This is a genomic window from Castellaniella hirudinis (assembly GCF_042651965.1).
Taxonomy (GTDB): domain Bacteria; phylum Pseudomonadota; class Gammaproteobacteria; order Burkholderiales; family Burkholderiaceae_B; genus Castellaniella; species Castellaniella hirudinis.
Map to the genome: position 1 here is coordinate 157,157 of NZ_JBHSDY010000010.1, position 18,945 is coordinate 176,101.

General features: G+C 67.7%; 17 protein-coding genes and 1 tRNA gene. 9 read left to right on the forward strand and 9 right to left on the reverse strand.

The features are described 5' to 3' along the window. Positions 1-64 precede the first annotated feature (64 nt). Entirely contained in the window at positions 65-2,503 is a 2,439-nt protein-coding gene (gene rnr / locus ACFO0J_RS14430) for a ribonuclease R (RefSeq protein ID WP_376813787.1), read from the reverse strand. A gap of 108 nt (positions 2,504-2,611) precedes the next feature. Between rnr and ACFO0J_RS14435 the strand changes: the two genes are divergently transcribed. The 3 genes from ACFO0J_RS14435 (at position 2,612) to ACFO0J_RS14445 (ending at position 4,207) form a co-directional block, all read left to right on the forward strand. Further along, positions 2,612-2,696 (forward strand) — tRNA-Leu (locus tag ACFO0J_RS14435). Positions 2,697-2,924: 228 nt separating this feature from the next. Then, a complete protein-coding gene (locus ACFO0J_RS14440) occupies positions 2,925-3,245 on the forward strand; it encodes a hypothetical protein (protein ID WP_376813788.1) in 321 nt (106 codons plus the stop codon). Between the two features lie 191 nt (positions 3,246-3,436). Further along, the gene (locus ACFO0J_RS14445; RefSeq protein ID WP_376813789.1) at positions 3,437-4,207 is read left to right on the forward strand and encodes an SDR family NAD(P)-dependent oxidoreductase; all 771 of its coding nucleotides are present in this window, start codon (positions 3,437-3,439) and stop codon (positions 4,205-4,207) included. A gap of 110 nt (positions 4,208-4,317) precedes the next feature. On the opposite strand, the gene ACFO0J_RS14450 is transcribed toward ACFO0J_RS14445, so the two are convergent. Then, on the reverse strand, positions 4,318-6,108 hold the full coding sequence (locus tag ACFO0J_RS14450) for a uracil-xanthine permease family protein (protein WP_376813790.1): 1,791 nt from the start codon (positions 6,106-6,108) through the stop codon (positions 4,318-4,320). A 109-nt stretch (positions 6,109-6,217) separates the two neighbouring features. On the opposite strand from ACFO0J_RS14450, the gene ACFO0J_RS14455 reads away from it, so the two are divergent. The 6 genes from ACFO0J_RS14455 to ACFO0J_RS14480 all read left to right on the forward strand — a co-directional run bounded on the left by ACFO0J_RS14455 (position 6,218) and on the right by ACFO0J_RS14480 (position 12,279). Then, a complete protein-coding gene (locus ACFO0J_RS14455) occupies positions 6,218-7,048 on the forward strand; it encodes an energy transducer TonB (protein ID WP_376813791.1) in 831 nt (276 codons plus the stop codon). A gap of 12 nt (positions 7,049-7,060) precedes the next feature. Further along, the gene (locus tag ACFO0J_RS14460) at positions 7,061-7,975 is read left to right on the forward strand and encodes a MotA/TolQ/ExbB proton channel family protein (RefSeq protein ID WP_376814164.1); all 915 of its coding nucleotides are present in this window, start codon (positions 7,061-7,063) and stop codon (positions 7,973-7,975) included. Between the two features lies 1 nt (position 7,976). Beyond that, positions 7,977-8,486: an ExbD/TolR family protein gene (locus ACFO0J_RS14465; protein WP_376813792.1), complete on the forward strand. Its 510-nt coding sequence runs from the start codon at positions 7,977-7,979 to the stop codon at positions 8,484-8,486. Between the two features lie 109 nt (positions 8,487-8,595). Continuing rightward, complete coding sequence (locus ACFO0J_RS14470) at positions 8,596-9,270, forward strand: response regulator (RefSeq protein WP_376813793.1); 675 nt, start codon at positions 8,596-8,598, stop codon at positions 9,268-9,270. Positions 9,271-9,322: 52 nt separating this feature from the next. Beyond that, the gene (locus ACFO0J_RS14475; RefSeq protein ID WP_376814165.1) at positions 9,323-10,384 is read left to right on the forward strand and encodes a sensor histidine kinase; all 1,062 of its coding nucleotides are present in this window, start codon (positions 9,323-9,325) and stop codon (positions 10,382-10,384) included. A gap of 8 nt (positions 10,385-10,392) precedes the next feature. Continuing rightward, entirely contained in the window at positions 10,393-12,279 is a 1,887-nt protein-coding gene (locus ACFO0J_RS14480; protein ID WP_376813794.1) for a potassium transporter Kup, read from the forward strand. 94 nt (positions 12,280-12,373) lie between these two features. Here the strand turns inward: ACFO0J_RS14480 and ACFO0J_RS14485 are convergent, their stop codons facing one another. The 7 genes from ACFO0J_RS14485 to ACFO0J_RS14515 form a co-directional block, all read right to left on the reverse strand. Further along, positions 12,374-12,769 (reverse strand): hypothetical protein, encoded by a 396-nt coding sequence (locus ACFO0J_RS14485; RefSeq protein WP_376813795.1) that lies wholly within the window; start codon positions 12,767-12,769, stop codon positions 12,374-12,376. Between the two features lie 145 nt (positions 12,770-12,914). After that, entirely contained in the window at positions 12,915-13,265 is a 351-nt protein-coding gene (mnhG, locus tag ACFO0J_RS14490) for a monovalent cation/H(+) antiporter subunit G (RefSeq protein WP_376813796.1), read from the reverse strand. Continuing rightward, positions 13,262-13,546: a K+/H+ antiporter subunit F gene (locus tag ACFO0J_RS14495; protein WP_376813797.1), complete on the reverse strand. Its 285-nt coding sequence runs from the start codon at positions 13,544-13,546 to the stop codon at positions 13,262-13,264. Before ACFO0J_RS14495 ends, mnhG begins: the two co-directional genes overlap by 4 nt. Next, positions 13,543-14,031: a Na+/H+ antiporter subunit E gene (locus ACFO0J_RS14500; protein WP_376813798.1), complete on the reverse strand. Its 489-nt coding sequence runs from the start codon at positions 14,029-14,031 to the stop codon at positions 13,543-13,545. The genes ACFO0J_RS14495 and ACFO0J_RS14500 overlap by 4 nt, the downstream gene beginning before the upstream one ends. Continuing rightward, a complete protein-coding gene (locus ACFO0J_RS14505; RefSeq protein WP_376813799.1) occupies positions 14,028-15,677 on the reverse strand; it encodes a monovalent cation/H+ antiporter subunit D in 1,650 nt (549 codons plus the stop codon). Before ACFO0J_RS14505 ends, ACFO0J_RS14500 begins: the two co-directional genes overlap by 4 nt. Beyond that, positions 15,674-16,015, reverse strand: a complete 342-nt coding sequence (locus tag ACFO0J_RS14510; RefSeq protein WP_376813800.1) for a Na+/H+ antiporter subunit C — start codon at positions 16,013-16,015, stop codon at positions 15,674-15,676. Before ACFO0J_RS14510 ends, ACFO0J_RS14505 begins: the two co-directional genes overlap by 4 nt. 2 nt (positions 16,016-16,017) lie before the next feature. Beyond that, positions 16,018-18,915 (reverse strand): monovalent cation/H+ antiporter subunit A, encoded by a 2,898-nt coding sequence (locus ACFO0J_RS14515; protein ID WP_376814166.1) that lies wholly within the window; start codon positions 18,913-18,915, stop codon positions 16,018-16,020. Positions 18,916-18,945 lie beyond the last annotated feature (30 nt).

Below are 18,945 nucleotides of genomic sequence, written 5' to 3' on the forward strand. Positions count from 1 at the left end.
ATCGAAGTAAATGAATCGGCCCGCCGCATCGGGCGGGCCATGCCTGGAATTGTAGTGCGCCGGATCAGGAGCGCCGCTTGCGCGGGGTTTCCTGGCGTGCGGCGCGCTTGGCCTCGGCGCGGCGCTGCCGGGCCGTGGTGCCGCGCAGGGCGGCGGGCTTGGCGCCGGCGGCTTTTTTATACGGACGCGCGGCAGGGCGGGGATCGCCCTCGATCTCGGCCTGCAGCGACTTGAAGTCCTCGCCCTTGACCGGCCGGAAGTCGATGCGCCGGGCTTCCAGGTCCACGCGGGACACCTGCACCTGCAGGGCGTCGCCCAACTGGTAGCGCAGGCCGGTGCGCTCGCCGCGCAGTTCGTTCAGGGCCTCGTGGTACTGGAAGTAGTCGCCGCCCAGTTCCGAGATGTGCACCAGCCCTTCGACATAGAGCGTGTCCAGCGTGACGAATACGCCGAAGCTGGTGACGCTGCTGATCCGGCCGCTGAAGACTTCGCCCACGTGCTCGCGCACGAACCAGCATTTCAGCCAGGCCTCGACATCGCGCGAGGCGTCGTCGGCACGCCGTTCGCGGGCCGACAGCAGCGCGCCCAGGGCTTCCCAGGCATCGCGTTCGCGGATCTTCGCGGGCAGGGCGGGGTCGGCGGGCTGGCCCGGCAGCACCGGCGGCTGGTAGCGGCGCTGGCGCAGCAGGCCCCGGATCACGCGATGCACCAGCAGGTCCGGATAGCGCCGGATGGGCGAGGTGAAGTGCGCGTAGTGCTCGTAGGCCAAACCGAAGTGGCCCGTCTGTTCGGGGCTGTAGATGGCCTGCTGCATCGAGCGCAGGCACATCGTCTGGATCGCGGCGAAGTCCGGCCGCGACCGGCTGGCCTGGATCAGGCGGGCGTAGTCGGCGGTCGAAGGGTCATCGCCGCCTTCCAGCGTCAGGCCCAGCAGGCGCAGGTATTCACGCAGCGTCTGCAGTTTTTCCGGGGTCGGGCCGTCGTGCACGCGGAACAGCGCCTGGGCCTTGTTGCGCACGATGAAGTCCGCCGCGCAGGTGTTGGCCGCCAGCATGCATTCCTCGATCAGGCGGTGGGCGTCGTTGCGCGCATAGGGTTCGATGCGCTCGATGCGGCCCAGGGGATTGCAGACGATGCGGGTCTCGACCGTGTCGAAATCGATCGCGCCGCGCTTGCGACGGGCCTGCTCGAAGGATTGGAACAGATCGTAGGCCGTCTGCACGTGGGGCAGCAGATCGCCCAGGTTCTGGGCCGCCGGGCCGGTGGGCTGCTGCAGCGCCGCCCAGATGTCGGTGTAGGTGGTGCGGGCGTGGGAATGGATGACGGCTTCGTAGAACTGATAGGCGGCGACGGAGCCGGCCTTGGCGCCGCCCGCCGGGATCATCATGTCGCAGACCATCACCAGGCGGTCCACGTCCGGGTTCAGCGAGCAGATGCCGTTGGACAGGGCTTCGGGCAGCATGGGGATGACGCGGCGCGGGAAATACACGCTGGTGCCCCGGTCCAGGGCGTCCTCGTCCAGCGCCGAATTGGGCCGCACATAGTGGCTGACGTCGGCGATGGCCACCAGCAGCCGCCAGCCGGGCCGCGCGCGCTTGGTCGTGCCCAGGTCGGCGGGCATGCAGAACACCGCGTCGTCGAAGTCGCGCGCATCCTCGCCGTCAATGGTGATGAACGGCACGTCGCGCAGGTCGACGCGGCCGTCCCAGTCTTCCGCGCGCACGTGGTCGGGGATCGAGGCCAGTTGCCGGCGCGTGGCGTCGGAGAATTCCACCGGCACGTCGAACTTGCGCACGGCGATCTCGATTTCCATACCCGGGTCGTCGATCTCGCCCAGGACCTCGGTGACGCGGCCCGAGGGCTGGATGTGGCTGGCCGGCTGGCGCAGGATCTGCACCGTCACCACCTGGCCGGGCTCGGCGCCCGCCGTGTCCTGCGGCGCGATCAGAATGTCGTGCTTGATGCGCTGGTCTTCGGGCGCGACGATAAAGGCGCCGCGCTCTTTCAGGAAGCGGCCGACCAGTTTCAGCGTACGCCGTTCGACGACCTCGACGATGGCGCCCTCGGGGCGGCCGCGGTATTCGCCGGACTCTTTGACCTTGACCCGGTCGCCGTGCAGGACCTTGGCCATTTCGTGGGGCGACAGGAACAGGTCCTGGCCGCCCCCGTCAGGGATCAGAAAGCCGAAGCCGTCCCGATGGCCCTGAACGATGCCGGTGATGAAGTGCGTGTTGTTGCAGATTTGCAACCTTCCCTGGGGGTTGTAGCGCACCTGGCCGTCGCGTTCCATGGCCTTGATGCGGCGGATGAAGCCGGTGGACAGGGGAATCGTCGCGTGTGTGGCGTCGGCCAGAGCCTCCGGCGAGAGAGGCTTGCCGGCTTTACGCAGGGTGTCCAGTACCTGTTCGCGGGTGGGGACGTTAGGGTCGAAATCGAAGGAGGAACCGTTCGCCGGCGGGTTGGAAGCGTCGCGGTTATTGTCGTTGTTGGTTCGCTTTTTCAAAGGCTATTTGCATCCAAAAAAAATGTCGTGTATAGTTCTGTCTTCGCTGAACGACGTGCTAAAAAACGCAGCGGATCGGCGAAGACAATAGCATACACGTTATGCAGTGCCCAGGTGGCGGAATTGGTAGACGCGCATGGTTCAGGTCCATGTGCCGCAAGGTGTGGAGGTTCGAGTCCTCTCCTGGGCACCACTTCTCTTGATGAGAAGTCCAATCAGTCCGATGCACTACCAAGCATCGAAAAGCGAAACCCGCGTAGACGTTAAGTCTTGCGGGTTTTTCTTTTTTCGGCTTCCGATCGTGTTCGATGCCCAGGAGAGGACTCGAACCGCAAGCTTGCGATCATGGTTTTCCTTGAGGGATTTTTCAGGATGAGCAGGCATAGAATCAGCCGGTGTAATCCAAGATGATGGGGGTGCCGTGAAGATCAAAAAAACCGAAGAGTCGTCAGCAGGGAAAGCAGGGGCCTTGCGCGCGAAGTTTCCTGGGTCTCCAGAAGCTCAGATAGACGACCAGGGCAGGCTGGGCGTCCAGATCACGGCCTGGGTTCCGAACGGCAAAGACGGCTCGGACCAGCATCAGGTCGTGTTGACGGACGGTGACATCGAGCGGCTGCTGACGTGCCTGGCGAACCCGCGCGACGCGGATACCGCGAAGGCGGTGAGCAAGCTCATGAAAGAGAACCTGAGGAGTGCGCTGCGGCTCGTGGCGCTGGGGTCGGGTACTGCATTGGTGGACTGACCGGTTTTTCCGACATCGGAAAGCAAGACCCGCATTGCCATTCGGTTTTGCGGGTCTTGTGCTTTTGGCGGTTTCCGATCATGCCTTACGCACTTCTGCGCTTGCCGGTGAGGTCCTGCGCGAAGGAGTACCATCGCAGGTTTGGATGCCGGTCCCGCGACCGGCACGCAGAGTGAGCATCCAGAGGACTTATGACCCAATCCACACAGCAACCCATCGCCCTCGTCACCGGGGCTTCCGCCGGCTTCGGCCGTGCGATCAGCGAACGTTTTCTGCGTGACGGCTATCGGGTGATCGCCGCTGCGCGCCGGATGGCGCCTCTGCAGGAATTGCAACGGCGGCATGGCGACGCGCTGCTGCCGATCCAGTTGGATGTGCGGGACGCGCAAGCCGTCGCCGCCGTAAAGCAGTCACTGCCCGAGGCCTGGCGCGCCATCGACGTGCTGGTCAACAATGCCGGGCTGGCCCTGGGCACGGAAAAGGCCCAGGAGGCCGACTTTCAGAATTGGCAGACCATGATTGACACCAATATCACTGGCCTGACTCTGATGACGCACGCCTTCTTGCCGGGCATGGTGGCCCGCAAGCGCGGGCTGGTGATCAACATCGGTTCGGTGGCCGGCAAATATCCCTATCCGGGCGGCAATGTCTATGGCGCCACCAAGGCGTTCGTGGCGCAGTTCAGCCGCAATCTGCGCGCGGACCTGGCGGGCACGGGCGTGCGGGTGACGGACGTGCAGCCGGGGCTGGTCGGGGAGACCGAGTTTTCCCTCGTCCGCTACAAGGGCGATCAGGAACGGACGGCGGCGATGTACGCCGGCGCCCATCCGCTGCGCCCGGAGGACATTGCGGAAACGGTGGCGTGGGTGGCGTCTTTGCCGCCGCATGTCAATGTGAACGCGATCGAGGTGATGCCGACCTCGCAGTCGTTTACCGCGTTGACGGTCACCCGCGACGAGTGAATCCGTCACCGGCTGCGCATTCGGCCAGAGCGCGAGGCGGGAAGCCGCAGACAGTGCTGTTGCACGGCAAGGCGAACCAACGAAGCGATCTGGCCGAATGCGCAGCCGGTTTAGTGGTCGAAATGCAGCCGCAGATACGTCAACCCGTCGCTGCGCCGGCCTGATTGCAGGCGGTCGGCGAGGCTGCGCAGCATGACGCCTGACAGCCCCGACAAGGCTTGATCCAGCGCGTGCTGGAAGGCGGTGTCGTCGATATCCAGCAGATCGGCGGGGGCCTGGCCCGGATGGGCGCCCAGTTCCAGTTCGGGGCCTTCGTGCAGCAGTTCGATGTCCAGGTTGTATTCATCGAAGCTGCCCCGGATGCCGCGCAGACGCCGTTCGCCGCCGCTGCCCTGGATGGCCTCGGCGGCTTCCAGGGTAGCCTGGGCGGCACGCCGGACCACGTCGCGCCGGGCGCTCCAGGCGCCGCCCTGGGTTTCGACGAAATCGACCACCTGCTGGATGGGCGCGGCCGCGTCTTCGCCGTCCTCGAAGGCCTGTTCGGTCTGGCGCGAGGTGCCCAGGCGGAACAGCGAGTTCAGCACGATGGCGCTCACGCCGGCGACAATGATGCCGTTGCCGAGCACGAAGCGCAGGGACTCGGGCGCATGCGCGGCGAGTTCCGGCATCAGGATCACGCCCATGCCCAGCACGAAGGACAGGCCGATCATGAAGATGCCGCGCGAATCCAGGGCGCGTGAAGCGATCAGTTCGATGCCGGAGACGATCAGGTAGGCGGCGGCATAGATTTCAATGGCGCCGATGACGGCGGTTGGGATCAGGGTCAGGGCCAGGGATGCCTGGGGCAGAAAGGCGATCAGCGCCAGCAGCACGGCGGTCAGCAGCCCGATCCAGCGAGAGGTGGAGCGGCTGATGTGCGCCAGGGCGATGTTGGCCGACGAGGCCGCGTTGGGCAGGGCGCCCAGGAAGGCGCTCACGATGTTGCCCAGGCCGCAGGCGCGCATGCCGCCGCTGATCATCCGCATGCTGGGACGGCGCCAGTCGGACTCGTTCATTTTGTGCAGCAGCACCACGCAGCCGAAGACGTCAAGCTGGGTCATGAGCGACAGCACGGCGACGGCGATCAGGATGCCGGCATCGATGTTGAATACAGGCATCGGCGGGTGCGGCAGGCCGAACAGGGGGGCGCCGGCCAGCGCATCCCAGCCGTGCAGCTTGCCGGTCAGGGCCGAGACGATCAGGCCGGCCAGCAGGCCGCCCAGCAGGGCGGACAGCTTGGCGCGCTGGCTGCCCCAGATCGACAGGCCGATGATCGTCGCCAGCGTGGCCGCGCCGATCATGATGTCGGCCGCGTCCAGGCCGTTTGCCGCCAGGCCGCCTTCGCCCAGCCCGGTGACGTGCCGCAGCGCGGGCTCGACGAGCGACAGGCCGGCCACGCAGACGATGATGCCGGCGACGGTGGGGGGCAGGATGGTGCGCAGATAGGGAACGAGAGACCCCGTTCCCAGGGCCACCAGGCCGTTGACCAGCCCGATCAGCACCAGGCCGCCCAGGCCGTACTGGGCGGCCAGCATGCCGGACAGGACGACCAGCAGCGGGTCGGGCATGTGGATCACCAGCATGCCTGAACCCAGCCGCCCGCCCCAGGACTGCAGAAAGGTCGAGACCGCCATGCCCAGGATGCTGGCCGTGACCATGGCCTGCGTGGTCGCGGCGTCCAGGCGGCCGATCCGGGCGGCTGCCAGCACGTAGGCGACCAGCGCCAGCGCGGTGGCGACGTGCTGGAACGCCAGGCCGGCCAGGGTGGGCAGCGGTGGTCGCTCGTCCGCTGAATACAGCAGCTCGGGTGGCCGCTTGAAGCGGGGAAGAGGGGGAAGTTGCAAGCGGGACGAACGAGCCATGGCGTGCGGTTTCCGGAGAAAATTTTGCAGAGTGTATCATCGGTCTTATTGAGAACCGTTATCATTCATGCTAAGATTGCATCCTTCTCTTGATGTCGTCCGCTGGTTCATGTCCCCCGGTTCCTCCCCGCGTCTTGCTCCGTTGAAGATCGTCGCCGCCTGCGTGGCTCTGGGCCTGCACGCGGCCGTACTGGCGATGGTGTTGTCGGCCCCGGTGGTCGAAGTCGCCCTGGGCCAGCCCGAGGCGCTGGACGTGCAGTTCGTGGAACTGGGGCCGGCGATCGAACCCGAGCCGGTGGCGGCGGCAACGCCCCAGCCACCGGTGGAAACGCCGCCGGAACCGGAGCCCGAAGAACCGGTCATCGAGCCGGAACCCGAACCCGTGGTCGAACCGGAGCCCGAGCCCGAACCCGAACCGGTCGTCGAGACACCCGAACCCGAATCCATCACCGAGCCGCCGCCGGAACCCAAACCGGAGCCCAAGCCCGAACCCAAGCCTCAGCCGAAACCCAAGCCGCAGCCCAAGCCAAAGCCCAAACCCCAGCCGGCGCCCAAGCCCCAGCCCGCGCCGCAGGTCAGCGCCGTGCAGGAGGCCACGGCGGGCGGCGCCCGGCAGGCATCCGAGGCGCGCGGCGAGCCGAAGGCGGTGGACCCCGAACGGCCTCGCACGGTCGGCCAGGTGGACTATCTGGGCAAGCGGCCCAGCCCGGCCTATCCCCGCGTTTCACAGCGCCGGGGCGAGCAGGGCCGGGTGGTGCTGCGCGTGCTGATTTCTCCGCTGGGCCAGGTGGCCAATGTGTCGGTGCGGACGTCTTCCGGGCATGCGCGCCTGGATGAGTCGGCCGTGGAGGCCATGCGTCAGGCGCGATTCCGTCCGTATACGGAAAACGGGATCGCCTACAAGGCGCTGGTGGATATTCCTTTCGATTTCGTCTTATAGGACAGGAACATGATGCTTGATCTGATCGGGAGCGCGGCGCTGACGCTGGCCCAGGCCGTGGGGCCGGACGCCGCCCAGGCCGCCGCGAGCGCGGCGCCGGTTGCGTCGGCCGCTGTGGATGCGGCCGCGACGGTCGCCGGCGGAGCCACGACGGCCGCCCAGGTGGCGCTGACCTCCGGCGCGGTGGAAACCGGCGGCCAGGGCGTGCTGCATTTCATCGGCCAGAGCGACGCGGTGGGCAAGTCCCTGTTCGTCTTCCTGATGCTGATGTCCTTGGCGAGCTGGTATCTGATCCTGGCCAAGGGGCTGACGCATCTGCGCATCCGCCGCCGTTCGCGCAAATTCCTGGCGGAGTTCTGGGCTGCCAGTTCGCTGGAGCAGGTGGAAAACGAAATCTCCACGCACGGGGCGGAAGAACCTTTCGCTCACTTGGCCAGCCACGCCATCCACGCCCAGAAGCACCATACCAAGTACGGCGCGCTCAAGCTGGAAGAAAGCGGTTCCACGGCCGCCTTCGTGACGCGCACCATCCGCAAGGTCATCGACGAAGAAACCGCGCGCCTGGAAAACGGCCTGACGGTGCTGGCCTCCGTGGGCTCGACCGCGCCTTTCGTGGGCCTGTTCGGCACGGTGTGGGGGGTGTATCACGCCCTGCTGAGCATCAGCATGACCGACGGCGTCACCATCAACCGCATCGCCGGTCCCGTGGGCGAGGCCCTGATCATGACCGGCCTGGGCCTGGCGGTCGCCATCCCCGCCGTGCTGGCCTACAACGCCTTCGTGCGTGTCAACCGCGTCTATCTGGCGCAACTGGACGCTTTCGCACACGACCTGTTCACCTTCCTGACCACCGGCCAGCAGGTGGCCGACGGCAGCCACGAACGCAACGGCCGGACCATCAGCCTGGCCAGCCACCGGGGAGCCTGAGATGGCATTCGGCAGCTTCGATTCCAAGGGCCCGGGCACCACGATGTCCGAGATCAACATGGTGCCGCTGATCGACGTGATGCTGGTGCTGCTGGTGATCTTCATCATCACGGCGCCGCTGCTCAGCCATTCGATCCGCATCAACGTGCCCCAGGTCACGGCCCAGCCGGTAGAGCAGAAACCGGTGGTGATCGATCTGGCGATCGATCCGTCCGGGGCGCTGTTCTGGAACGAGCAGCCGATCGCCGAGGACGAACTGCCCGCCCGTTTCGCCGCCGAGGCCGGCGCCGATCCCCAGCCTGAAGTCCGCATCCGCGCCGACGTCGAAACCCGCTATGGGCTGCTGGCGCAGATCATGGGGGCGGCCCGCCAGGCCGGCATGAAGCGCCTGGGCTTCGTCACCACACCGGGTCAGCCGGCCCCGGGCGCGGCGCAGGCGGACCCGGCGGCGGAAGGCGCGGCTCCGGCCGTCCAGGCCCCGGCTGCGCCGCCCGCCGCAAGCGGCGGCTGAGCGGACGCGTTCAAGCAACGTTCAAGTGGCGTTCAAGCAATCGTCAACTATGTAACGCACACCCTTCAGCGGTGACGCGGCGTGACCGCTTCGGGCTAGAATCAGCGTCATGAGAGTCCTGGTCATTGAAGACGACGCCACCCTCGGCCACGCCCTGCAGGAATTCCTGGGCGGGCAGGGTTATGCCGTCGACTGGCTGCAATCCGGCGATCGCGTCGAAGGTGCGCTCGCCGGGCAGATCTACGATCTGCTGCTGCTGGATCTGAACCTGCCCGGCTTGCCCGGCCTGGAAGTCCTGCGCCGCGTGCGCGACGGCGGCTCCCAGGTGCCGGTGCTGATCCTCACGGCGCGCGACGGTCTGGACGACCGCGTCGCCGGCCTGGACGCCGGCGCCGACGATTACGTCACCAAACCCTTTGAACTGCCTGAACTGGCCGCGCGCGTGCGGGCATTGGCCCGCCGGCATACGGGCCAGGCCCAGACCATCCTGGAATGCGGTCCCCTGTCCTTTGACACCGTGGGCCGCCAGATCCGGGTGGATGGCAAGCGTCTGGCGCTGTCCGTGCGCGAACTGTCCGTGCTGGAAATGCTGATGGCGCGGCCCGGCCGGGTGGTGACCAAGCAGCAGATCGTCAATTCCCTGTCGGCCTGGGATGCCGATTTCAGCGAGAATGCGGTCGAAGTCTATGTCTACCGCCTGCGCAAGCGGCTCGACGGCACCGGGACCAGCATCCAGACGGTGCGCGGTTTCGGCTACCTGCTCGACATCGACCGTGCCCCCTGAGTCTACCGCCGGCCCGCGCGCCGGCCGCGGGGTGCGGGGCCTGGCCGAGCGCCTGATACCCCGGGATTCGCTGGCCCGCCGCCTGGTGCGCCGGCTGCTGCCGGCCTTTTTCATTCTGGCGGCGATCGATCTGCTGGCCACCTGGTTCATGACGGGGGTGATCCGCCCCCAGCCCTGGCTGCTGCGTGATCTGTTCTGGACCATGATGCTGACCCAGGGCTTGCTGGTGGTGCTGTTCGTCTGGGTGCTGATTTCCGGCATCCGTTCCGAACTGGCCTCCATCAACCGGCTGGCCGACGACATCCGCCAGCGCTCCATCGAGGACCTGCAGCCGCTTGACACCGCCGGCCTGCCCAGCGAGATCGCGCCCCTGGTCCTGCATTTCAATGATCTGCTCGTGCGGCTGGACGATTCGGTCCAGGCCCAGCGCCGTTTCATCGGCCATGCGGCCCACCAGTTGCGCACCCCTCTGGCCGGCCTGAAGGTCGAGTCCGAGTTGATGCTCGGCCAGGACCTGCCCGAAGACATCCGTGTGCGGGCCGGGCGCATCAAGTCCGTGACCGATCACATGATCCGCATGGGCCAGCAGTTGCTGATCCTGGCGCGCGCCGAACACGCGGCCCGGCCCCAGGACAGCTTCGTGCGCCTGGATCTGTGCGAATGGATGCGCCAGGCGGGTGGAGAATGGCTGTCGCGGACGCGCGACCAGTCTCTCGATCTGCAACTGGTGGCGCCTGACGCGGTGGTCTGGGTGGACGGCGATCCGGTGCTGCTGGGGGAATTGCTGGGCAATCTGATCGACAACGCCCTGCGCTATGGCCGGGGTGCGCGCAGCATCGTGCTGCGCGTCATGGCCAATCCGCCTTCGTTTTCCGTCGAGGACGACGGCGCCGGCATCCAGGCCGAGGATCTGGACCGCGTCTTCGAGGCTTTTTACCGCGCAGCCGATGCCGGCCAGGGCGGTTCCGGCCTGGGGCTGGCGATCGTGCGCGAAATCGCGCGCGCGCACGGCGCCTGGTGGAAGGTCGCCAGCCGGCCCGCGTTTCCCGGCACCCGGGTCACTCTTGTTTTCCCTGGCCCCAGGCGGGGCGCCTGTCTTACGCGGGCCGAATAGCACATCCAATGAACATGCAGAAAGAAACGACGCCGCGCAGTCCGCAGGCGGCCCTGATGATCGGCGCCCTGGGCGTGGTCTATGGCGACATCGGCACCAGCCCGCTGTACACCATCAAGGTCGCGCTCTCGGGCACGGGCCGGCCCGACGTCGAGCACATCCTGGGGATGCTGTCGATCCTGTTCTGGATGCTGATCCTGGTGGTGTCGCTGAAATACGTGACCTGCATCCTGCGCGCCGACAACCGGGGCGAGGGCGGCACGCTGGCGCTGATGGAACTGGCCCTGCGCGGGCGTTCGGGTCCGAACCGCTGGCGCCTGGCCGTGCTGGGGCTGATCGGCGCCAGCCTGTTCTACGGCGACAGCATGATCACCCCGGCGATCTCCGTCCTGTCGGCCGTCGAGGGCATCGGCATCGTGTCGCACCGGCTGGACGCCTGGGTGGTGCCGATCTCGGTGGTCGTGCTGGTGGCGCTGTTCATGTTCCAGTCGCGCGGCACCGGCGCCGTGGGCAAGCTCTTCGGGCCGGTGATGCTGTGCTGGTTCCTGGTGCTGGGCGGACTGGGCGCCTGGCGGATTTTCGGCCAGCCCGAGGTGCTGCGCGCCGTCAATCCGGTCTGGGCGCTGCGTTTCATCGGCCACGCGCCCTGGGAAACCTTTCTGGCGCTGGGCGCGCTGGTCCTGGCGCTGACCGGCGCCGAGGCGCTGTACGCCGACATGGGGCACTTCGGCAGTTCGGTCATCCGCCGCGCCTGGTTCTCGCTGGTGCTGCCGGCGCTCGTCCTGTGCTATTTCGGCCAGGGGGCGCTGCTGCTCAGCGACCCCGAGGCCATCCGCAACCCCTTCTTTCTGCTGGCTCCAGACTGGGGCCTGATCCCGCTGGTGGCGCTGGCGACGCTGGCCACGGTGATTGCCTCGCAATCAGTGATTTCCGGCGCGTTTTCCATGACGCGCCAGGCGGTGCAACTGGGCTACTGGCCGCGCATGGTGATCCAGCACACGTCGGCGCGCGAGGAAGGGCAGATCTATCTGCCGCGCGTGAACTGGCTGCTGCTGGCGGCCGTGCTGGTCCTGACGCTGGCCTTCGGTTCCTCCGACCGCCTGGCGCACGCCTACGGCTTCGCCGTCACGGGCACGATGCTGATGACCTCGCTGCTGGCGTTTGCCGTGCTGCCCCGCAACACGCACGGCGCGCGGCGCCTGGCCTGGCTGGTCCTGATCACCCTGTTTCTGGTGATCGACGTGCTGCTGTTTTCGTCCAACACGCTCAAGCTGCACGAAGGCGGCTGGCTGCCGCTGGTGGTGGGGATCGCCCTGTTGACGCTGATGGTGACCTGGAAGCAGGGGCGCCAGCAGATCCACGATACGCTTGCCGGCGACCATCAGCCGCTGGTCGGTTTCATGGAATCCCTGGAAGCCTACCCGCCGACCCGCGTGCCGGGCACGGCGGTCTTCATGAGCATGATCGTGGGCACGGTGCCGCCTGCGCTGCTGCACAATTTGAAACACAACAAAGTGCTGCACGAGCAGGCGCTGTTCCTGACGATCGAGGTCGCCGACGTGCCTTACGTGCCTTTCGGCGAACGACTGCGGATCGAACGGGTCAGCCGCAGCGCCTGGCAGGCCGTGGCGCGCTGGGGGTTCAAGCAGGAGCCCAACGTACCCCAGGTCGTCGAGCAGATCGGCCTGGAGGTCCAGGACCTGAACCTGGAGCCCATGCAGACGTCGTATTTCCTGTCGCGCCAGACCGTGATCGTGGTGCGCCGCCTGCCGTGGCACCAGAGCTGGCGGCGGCACCTGTTCGCCTTCATGGCGCGCAATGCCAGCCGCAGCACCCGGTTCTACAAGATTCCGCCCAACCGCGTGGTGGAAATGGGCATGCAGATGGAACTGTAGGTCTCAGCGTAGTTTTGCCGCCGGGCCGCCCCCAAGGCAAAACGCGCCCCCTTGGGGGGCAGCGAGCAGGCGAAGCCTGCGCGGCGTGGGGGCTTTAATTCGCGGGGATCGTGATCGTGGTTTCGCGCAATACGCCGCCGGACTGGACCGAGCCTTGTGTGCGCGCGTCGGTATCGCCCATCAGCGTCGTGCAGTCCTGGCGCTGGTCGGTGGGCAGGCTGTCGCAGCGTTCATCGCGGTTGCGTGCCTCGACCTGTGGAGACGGCTGGGTCAGCTTGTCCTGGCGCGCCGCCTGGGCGGCGGCGCCCGCTTCTTTCAGGCAGGCCTGCACGTCGATGCCCGGGGTATTGTGGCAGCGCGCCACGTCTTTCTGGTATTGGGATTGGGCTTGAGGTCCGGCGGCTTGCGCTCCGGGGGTGAACAGGGCGGCATAGCCCAGGCTGGCGGCCAGCAGCGCGGCGCGCAGCGGCATGTGATTGATTCGACGCATGATGAACACTCCTTACGAGTGGATCCCGGGCGATTCCCGGCCCGGTTCAGGGACCATGCGGGCGGTGTGCGAAAGAAGCTGCGGAAGCCGCACGCACGGGCTTCGAATCAGTGTACGGGTTTTCCCTAGCTATATAGTAACCAGATCATTCAGCCCCATCCGGGGCATCCGCGGCGCCTGGAGCGTCCGGATGCTTGCGCTGGCGGCGGCGCGCGCTTTGCATCAGCAGGATGGCCGTGACCGGCGCCGTCATGAACAGGAACAGGCAGATCAGCCATTCGTGGACGATGGGCCGATGTTGCAGCAGGCTGGCGATCACGGTGGCCGCCAGGACGACGCAGAAGGCGCCCATCGTCATGCCCATGGTCGGGGCGTGCATGCGTTCGGCAAAGCTGCGCAGGCGCAGCAGCCCCAGGGACCCGATCAGCGTCACCAGGCCGGCGAGGACGAGCAGCAGGGCTACCGGCACGGCAGCCCACAAGGGCAGTTCGGTCATGGCTCGATCACCTCGCCGCGCAGCAGGAACTTGGCCAGGGCGGACGAACCGACGAAGCCGAACAGCGCGATCAGCAGGGCCACGTCGAAATACAGCCCGGCTTCGAAGCGCAGGCCCAGCACCAGCAGGATCAGCATGCCGTTGATGTAGAGGGTGTCCAGGGCCAGGACGCGATCCTCGGCGCCGGGCCCCCGGATCAGGCGCACGGCGGCGCAGCCCAGCCCCAGGGTGAAGCACAGCAGGGCAAAGCCGCCGGCCCAGTACAGTAGTGTCGCGCTCATTCGAAGATCTCCATCAGAGGGCGTTCGTAGCGGTCCTGGATGATGCGGGTCAGGCCCTGGGGGTCGCTCAGGTCCAGCACGTGCAGGGTCAGCACATTGCGCTCGGGATCGTGGCCGGACCAGACGGTGCCGGGCGTGAAAGTGACGATGCAGGCCAGCGCCGCCAGGCCGTGCGGGTCGCGGATGCGCAGCGGGATGTCCAGAAAGCCCGGATGGGCGCCGACCCGGGCGCCGAGCAGGATGATGCGCCCGACGTCGCGGTTCGAGCGGGCGATGTCGACGGCGACGTGCCAGGCCAGGCGCAAGGCCGTGAGCGGGTGCGACAGGCGTGAGCGCACCGGGCGCAGGATCGGGGCCAGCAGGGCGAGCGTCAGGGCGATGGCCGTCCCCAGGAGCAGATGGCCCGTCGACAGGCTGTCGTTCAGCACCAGCCAGAGGATCAGCAGCAGGCAGGCCAGCGGCAGGGCGTGCAGCAGACGCTTCATCGCGGGCCTCCGTGGCCGGCGGCCGGGGCGGGAAACACGTGCGGGTCCTGGCCCAGCACCGCTTCGACGTAACGGCCGGGTTGATCCAGATACCAGGCGGTGTCTTCCAGGTAGGCCATCACGGACCCGGCGCGCACCGTCAGCAGGAGGCAGACCGACAGCAGCACCAGGATGGGGATCGCTTCATTCAGGCGCAGCGTCGGGATGTGCAGGTCCTCCGGGATCCAGAACAGGCGCACGCCGCAGCGGCCCAGGGCGATCAGGGCGGCCACGCCGGAGCACAGCATGGCCGCCACCAGCAGCCAGACGTTGAATGTGGGCGCGCCGTATTCCGCGGTGCGCAGCGCGGCCGACAGCAGCGAGAATTTCGCCACGAAGCCCGACAGCGGCGGCAGGCCGATGATGAGCAGGGCGCAGGCAAAGAAGCTCAGGCCCAGAAAGGTCATGGTGGCCGGCAGCGGCACGCCGACTGCCTGGCCGCTCAGGTCGGCGGCGTCCGGGTCGTCGTGCTCGAAGGCTTCCTGGGTGACGGCCAGCATGTCGGCGCCAAAGGACTGGCTGCGCTCGGTCAGTTCCAGCAACAGGAACAGGGCGCCCAGCGCCAGCACCGAACTGAGCAGGTAGTACAGCGCCGGGCCGGTCAGGGTGGCGCCGGGCATGCCCAGGGCCGCGAACAGCGTGCCCGAGGAGGTGATGATGGCGTAGGCGGCGATGCGCCGCGCCTGGGTGCTGGCCAGCATGCCCAGGGTGCCGAAGGCCAGGGTGGCGATCCCGGCCGGGAACATCCAGGCGCCGCCGAAGGCCGCCGGGGCGCCGGCCGGCAACAGCAGCGAGCCGATGCGCAGCAGGGCGTAGATGCCGACCTTGGTCATGATGGCGAACAGCGCGGCCACCGGCGCGGCGGCTTCGGAATAGGTGTTCGGCAGCCAGAAGTTCAGCGGCCAGGCGGCGGCCTTGATCAGGAAGGCGACTCCCAGGATCGCCGCCGCGCTGTCGAACAATTGCCGGTCCGCGCCGCTCAGGGTCTGGGCGCGCACCGATAGGTCGGCCAGGTTCAGCGTGCCGGTCAGGCCGTAGATCAGGGCGATGGCCACCAGCAGCAGAAAAGACGCGATCAGATTGACGGCGATGTAATGCAGGGCGGCGCCGACCCGGCGTTTGCCCGAGCCGTGCAGCATCAGGCCGTAGGACGCGGTCAGCAGGATTTCGAAGAAGACGAACAGATTGAACAGATCGCCCGCCAGGAAGGCGCCGTTCAAGCCCATCATGATCAGCAGGAACAGGGGATGGAAGTGGCTGCCGGCGCGGTCCCAGCGGGCCGTGGCGTAGATCCAGGCGCACAGGCCCAGCACCGCCGTCAGGCCCAGCATCAGCGCGGCCAGCCGGTCGGCCACCAGCACGATGCCGAAGGGCGCGGGCCAGTTGCCCAGCAGGTAGACGCCGACGCCGTCGGGCCAGTGCGGCGCGCCGATGCCCTGGGTGGCGCGCACCAGCATCAGGGCGGTCAGCGCCATCAGGCCGAGCGCGACCGCGCCCAGGGCCACGCGCAGCTGCCGCTGATTGTCGCGGGTCAGCAGCATCAGCGCCGCCGCGAGCAGGGGGATCAGGACCGGCAGGACCGGCAGGTGTTGCAGCCAGATGTTCATGGGCGATGTTCCTCGCCGTCCACGTGATCGGTGTCGCTCATCCCGCGCGAGGCCAGCAGCACGACCAGAAACAGCGCCGTGGTGGCGAAGCCGATGACGATGGCGGTCAGCACCAGCGCCTGGGGCAGGGGATCGGCGTAGCGCGCCGGGTCAACCCAGGCGGGATCGATGACCGGCGGGGCGTCCACCCGCAGCCGTCCCATGGCGAAGATGAACAGATTGACCGCGTAACCGAGCAGCGCCAGCCCCATGATGAACTGGAAGGTGCGCGGCCGCAGCAGCAGCCAGACCCCCGAACCTGCGAGTACGCCGATCGCCAGCGCCAGTATCCATTCCATGGTCAGGCCTCCACCGTGTCCGCAGCTTCGGTGAGCTTGCGGTAGAAGCGCAGGGACTGGTGCGCCAGCGCAATGATCATCAGGACCGTCGCACCCACCACCAGCATGTAGACGCCCAGGTCGAACAGCAGCACGCTGGACAGGTGCAGGGTGCCGACCAGGGGCAGGGCCAGGTCCAGCGCATGGGCGGCGAGCAAGGGCTTGCCGACCCACCACACCGACATGGCGGCGGCGCCGGCCACCAGCAGGCCCAGGGCGATCCAGGCCTGCGGCCGGATCAGGGGGCGGGCCTCGACCCACAGAATGCCGCCCACCAGGTATTGCAGGATGATGCCGGTGGCCATGATCAGCCCGCCGATGAAGCCGCCGCCCGGCAGGTTGTGGCCGCGCAGCAGGAAATACAGCGAGATCAGGGTGGAGACCGGCAGCAGCAGCCGCACCAGGACGGCGGGCACGCGCATCGTGCCTTCGGGCAGCGGCGCCTGCAGATCGGGTTCTTCGAAGGCGGCCGGCGTGTCGCCGCTGCGATGGCGCAGCGGCGCGGCGATGGTCTCGGCCGGCGGACGGAAGCGCCGCAGCAGCGCGTAGACGCTGAGCGCCACGACCCCCAGCACCGTGATCTCGCCGAAGGTGTCGAAGGCGCGGAAGTCGACCAGGATCACGTTGACGACGTTGGCGCCGCCGCCCAGGGGCAAGGCCTGCTGGACGAAATAGGCGGCGATGCTGTCATGCGCCGAGGGCCGCGTCATCATGACGTAGGCCAGGACTGCCATCGTGGTGCCTGCGGCCGCAGCCACCAGGAAGTCGCGCCGCCGCCGCCAGCGCGTCGTCTGCGGCGTGGGACCGGGGAATTCCTCGATGCGGGGCGGCAGCCAGCGCAGCCCCAGCAGGATGAGGACGGTGGTGACGACTTCGACCGTGAGCTGAGTCAGCGCCAGGTCGGGAGCCGACAGCCAGGCGAAGGTGACGCAGGTGGTCAGGCCGGCGGCGCCGGCCAGCATCAACGAGGCGGCGCGGTGGTATTTGGCCTGGTAGGCCGCAGCCAGGGCGCAGGCGCCGCCCGCCAGCCACATCAAGCCGAAGGACCATTGCGCCGGAGTGGTGCTGGCCTTATGCGGCCACCAGCCGCCCGGCAGCAGCGGCAGCAGCGCCACGGCGCCGGTGGCCACCACCAGCAGCAGCGCCTGGGGCTGCAGCCGCTGGGTCTGCAGCCAGGACAGCAGCCGCGCCGAACCGGCGTCGATGGCCTCGAGCAGGGATTCAAAGGACTGGCGCCCGTCCAGGCGGTAGATCAGGGGCACCTGGCCCGGGGTACGGCGGTCGCGCGCGCGCAGCGCCAGGTACAGGCCGATGCCGGCGACCATGGCGGCCAGGCTCATGAGCAGGGGCAGGTTCAGGCCGTGCCAGACCTGCAGGTCGTAGACCGGGACGCGGTCGCCCAGCAGGGACCGCATGACCATGTTCAGGACGGGTTCCAGGATCAGGCCGGGCAGGATGCCCACGGCCAGGCAGAACAGCACCAGCACCGCGCAGGGGATCAGCATCGCGCGCGGCGGATCGTGCGGCGTGCGCGGCAGATCGGTCGCCGGCGGGCCGAAGAACACCTGCAGGATGAAGCGCAGCGAATACGCCACGCTGAAGGCGCCGGCCACCACGGCGGCGGTCGGCAGGCCCCAGCGGCTGGCCCAGTGGCCGGTGACGAAGACGGTTTCCGCGAAAAACATTTCCTTCGAGATGAAGCCGTTGAGCAGCGGCACGCCCGCCATGGCGGCCGCCGACACCATGGCCAGCGTCGCGGTCAGCGGCATCAGCGTCCGCAGGCCGGACAGACGGGTCAGGTCGCGGGTGCCGCTTTCGTGATCGACGATCCCCGCCGCCATGAACAGCGACGCTTTGAAGGTGGCGTGGTTGATGATGTGGAACACGGCGGCCACCAGGGCCAGGCGGCTGTTCATGCCCAGCAGCAGCGTGATCAGGCCCAGGTGGCTGATGGTGGAATAGGCCAGCACGCCCTTCATGTCGCGCTGGAAGGTCGCGGCATAGGCGCCCAGCAGCAGTGAGCACAGGCCCGCGCCGCCGATGATCCAGGTCCACCAGTCGGTGCCGGAGAAGATCGGCCAGAAGCGCGCCAGCAGGAAGACGCCCGCCTTCACCATGGTGGCCGAGTGCAGGTAGGCCGACACCGGGGTGGGCGCCGCCATGGCGTTGGGCAGCCAGAAGTGGAAGGGAAACTGGGCGCTCTTGGTCAGGGCGCCCAGGGCCAGCAGCACCAGCAGAATGGGGTACCAGCGGTGGCTGCGGATCGCCGTGGCGGCCGCCAGCACCGCGTCCAGATCGTAGCTGCCGACGATATGGCCGATGATGAGCATGCTGGCCAGCAGGCAGAAACCGCCGGCGCCGGTCACCAGCAAGGCCATGCGCGCGCCGCGGCGGGCATCCATGCGGTGGTGCCAGTAGCCGATCAGCATGAACGAGGACAGGCTGGTCAGTTCCCAGAACACCAGCAACTGGATCAGGTTGCCGGCCAGCACCACGCCCAGCATGGCGCCCATGAAACTGAGCAGAAAGGTGAAGAAACGGGGGACCGGATCCTGGGCTGACAGATAGTAGTGGGCGTACAGGGCGATCAGGGCGCCCATCGCCGAGATGATCACGGCAAACAGCCAGGCGTAGCCGTCCATCCGCAAGGTCAGGTCCACCCCCAGGGTCGGGATCCAGGGCAGGCTGAGTTTGATGACGCCCGCGGCGGCAACCTCGGGGGTGAGCCACAGCGTCAGGATCAGGCAGGCCAGGGCGCTGCCGCCTGCCAGCCAGGCCCCCGCACGGCGCGCGGTCGCGGGCAGCAGCGAGGCGCACAGGCTGCCGGCAAACGGGATCGCGAGGATCAGGGTCAGAAGCATGGGGTGGTTGATACGGAAATCGGAAACACG

Coding starts and splice junctions, on each gene's coding strand:
- ACFO0J_RS14445 (WP_376813789.1), top strand. CDS start 3,437: ATGACCCAATCCACACAGCAACCCATCGCCCTCGTCACCGGGGCTTCC.
- ACFO0J_RS14450 (WP_376813790.1), bottom strand. CDS start 6,108: ATGGCTCGTTCGTCCCGCTTGCAACTTCCCCCTCTTCCCCGCTTCAAG.
- ACFO0J_RS14455 (WP_376813791.1), top strand. CDS start 6,218: ATGTCCCCCGGTTCCTCCCCGCGTCTTGCTCCGTTGAAGATCGTCGCC.
- ACFO0J_RS14460 (WP_376814164.1), top strand. CDS start 7,061: ATGCTTGATCTGATCGGGAGCGCGGCGCTGACGCTGGCCCAGGCCGTG.
- ACFO0J_RS14465 (WP_376813792.1), top strand. CDS start 7,977: ATGGCATTCGGCAGCTTCGATTCCAAGGGCCCGGGCACCACGATGTCC.
- ACFO0J_RS14470 (WP_376813793.1), top strand. CDS start 8,596: ATGAGAGTCCTGGTCATTGAAGACGACGCCACCCTCGGCCACGCCCTG.
- ACFO0J_RS14480 (WP_376813794.1), top strand. CDS start 10,393: ATGAACATGCAGAAAGAAACGACGCCGCGCAGTCCGCAGGCGGCCCTG.
- ACFO0J_RS14485 (WP_376813795.1), bottom strand. CDS start 12,769: ATGCGTCGAATCAATCACATGCCGCTGCGCGCCGCGCTGCTGGCCGCC.
- mnhG (WP_376813796.1), bottom strand. CDS start 13,265: ATGACCGAACTGCCCTTGTGGGCTGCCGTGCCGGTAGCCCTGCTGCTC.
- ACFO0J_RS14495 (WP_376813797.1), bottom strand. CDS start 13,546: ATGAGCGCGACACTACTGTACTGGGCCGGCGGCTTTGCCCTGCTGTGC.
- ACFO0J_RS14500 (WP_376813798.1), bottom strand. CDS start 14,031: ATGAAGCGTCTGCTGCACGCCCTGCCGCTGGCCTGCCTGCTGCTGATC.
- ACFO0J_RS14505 (WP_376813799.1), bottom strand. CDS start 15,677: ATGAACATCTGGCTGCAACACCTGCCGGTCCTGCCGGTCCTGATCCCC.
- ACFO0J_RS14510 (WP_376813800.1), bottom strand. CDS start 16,015: ATGGAATGGATACTGGCGCTGGCGATCGGCGTACTCGCAGGTTCGGGG.
- ACFO0J_RS14515 (WP_376814166.1), bottom strand. CDS start 18,915: ATGCTTCTGACCCTGATCCTCGCGATCCCGTTTGCCGGCAGCCTGTGC.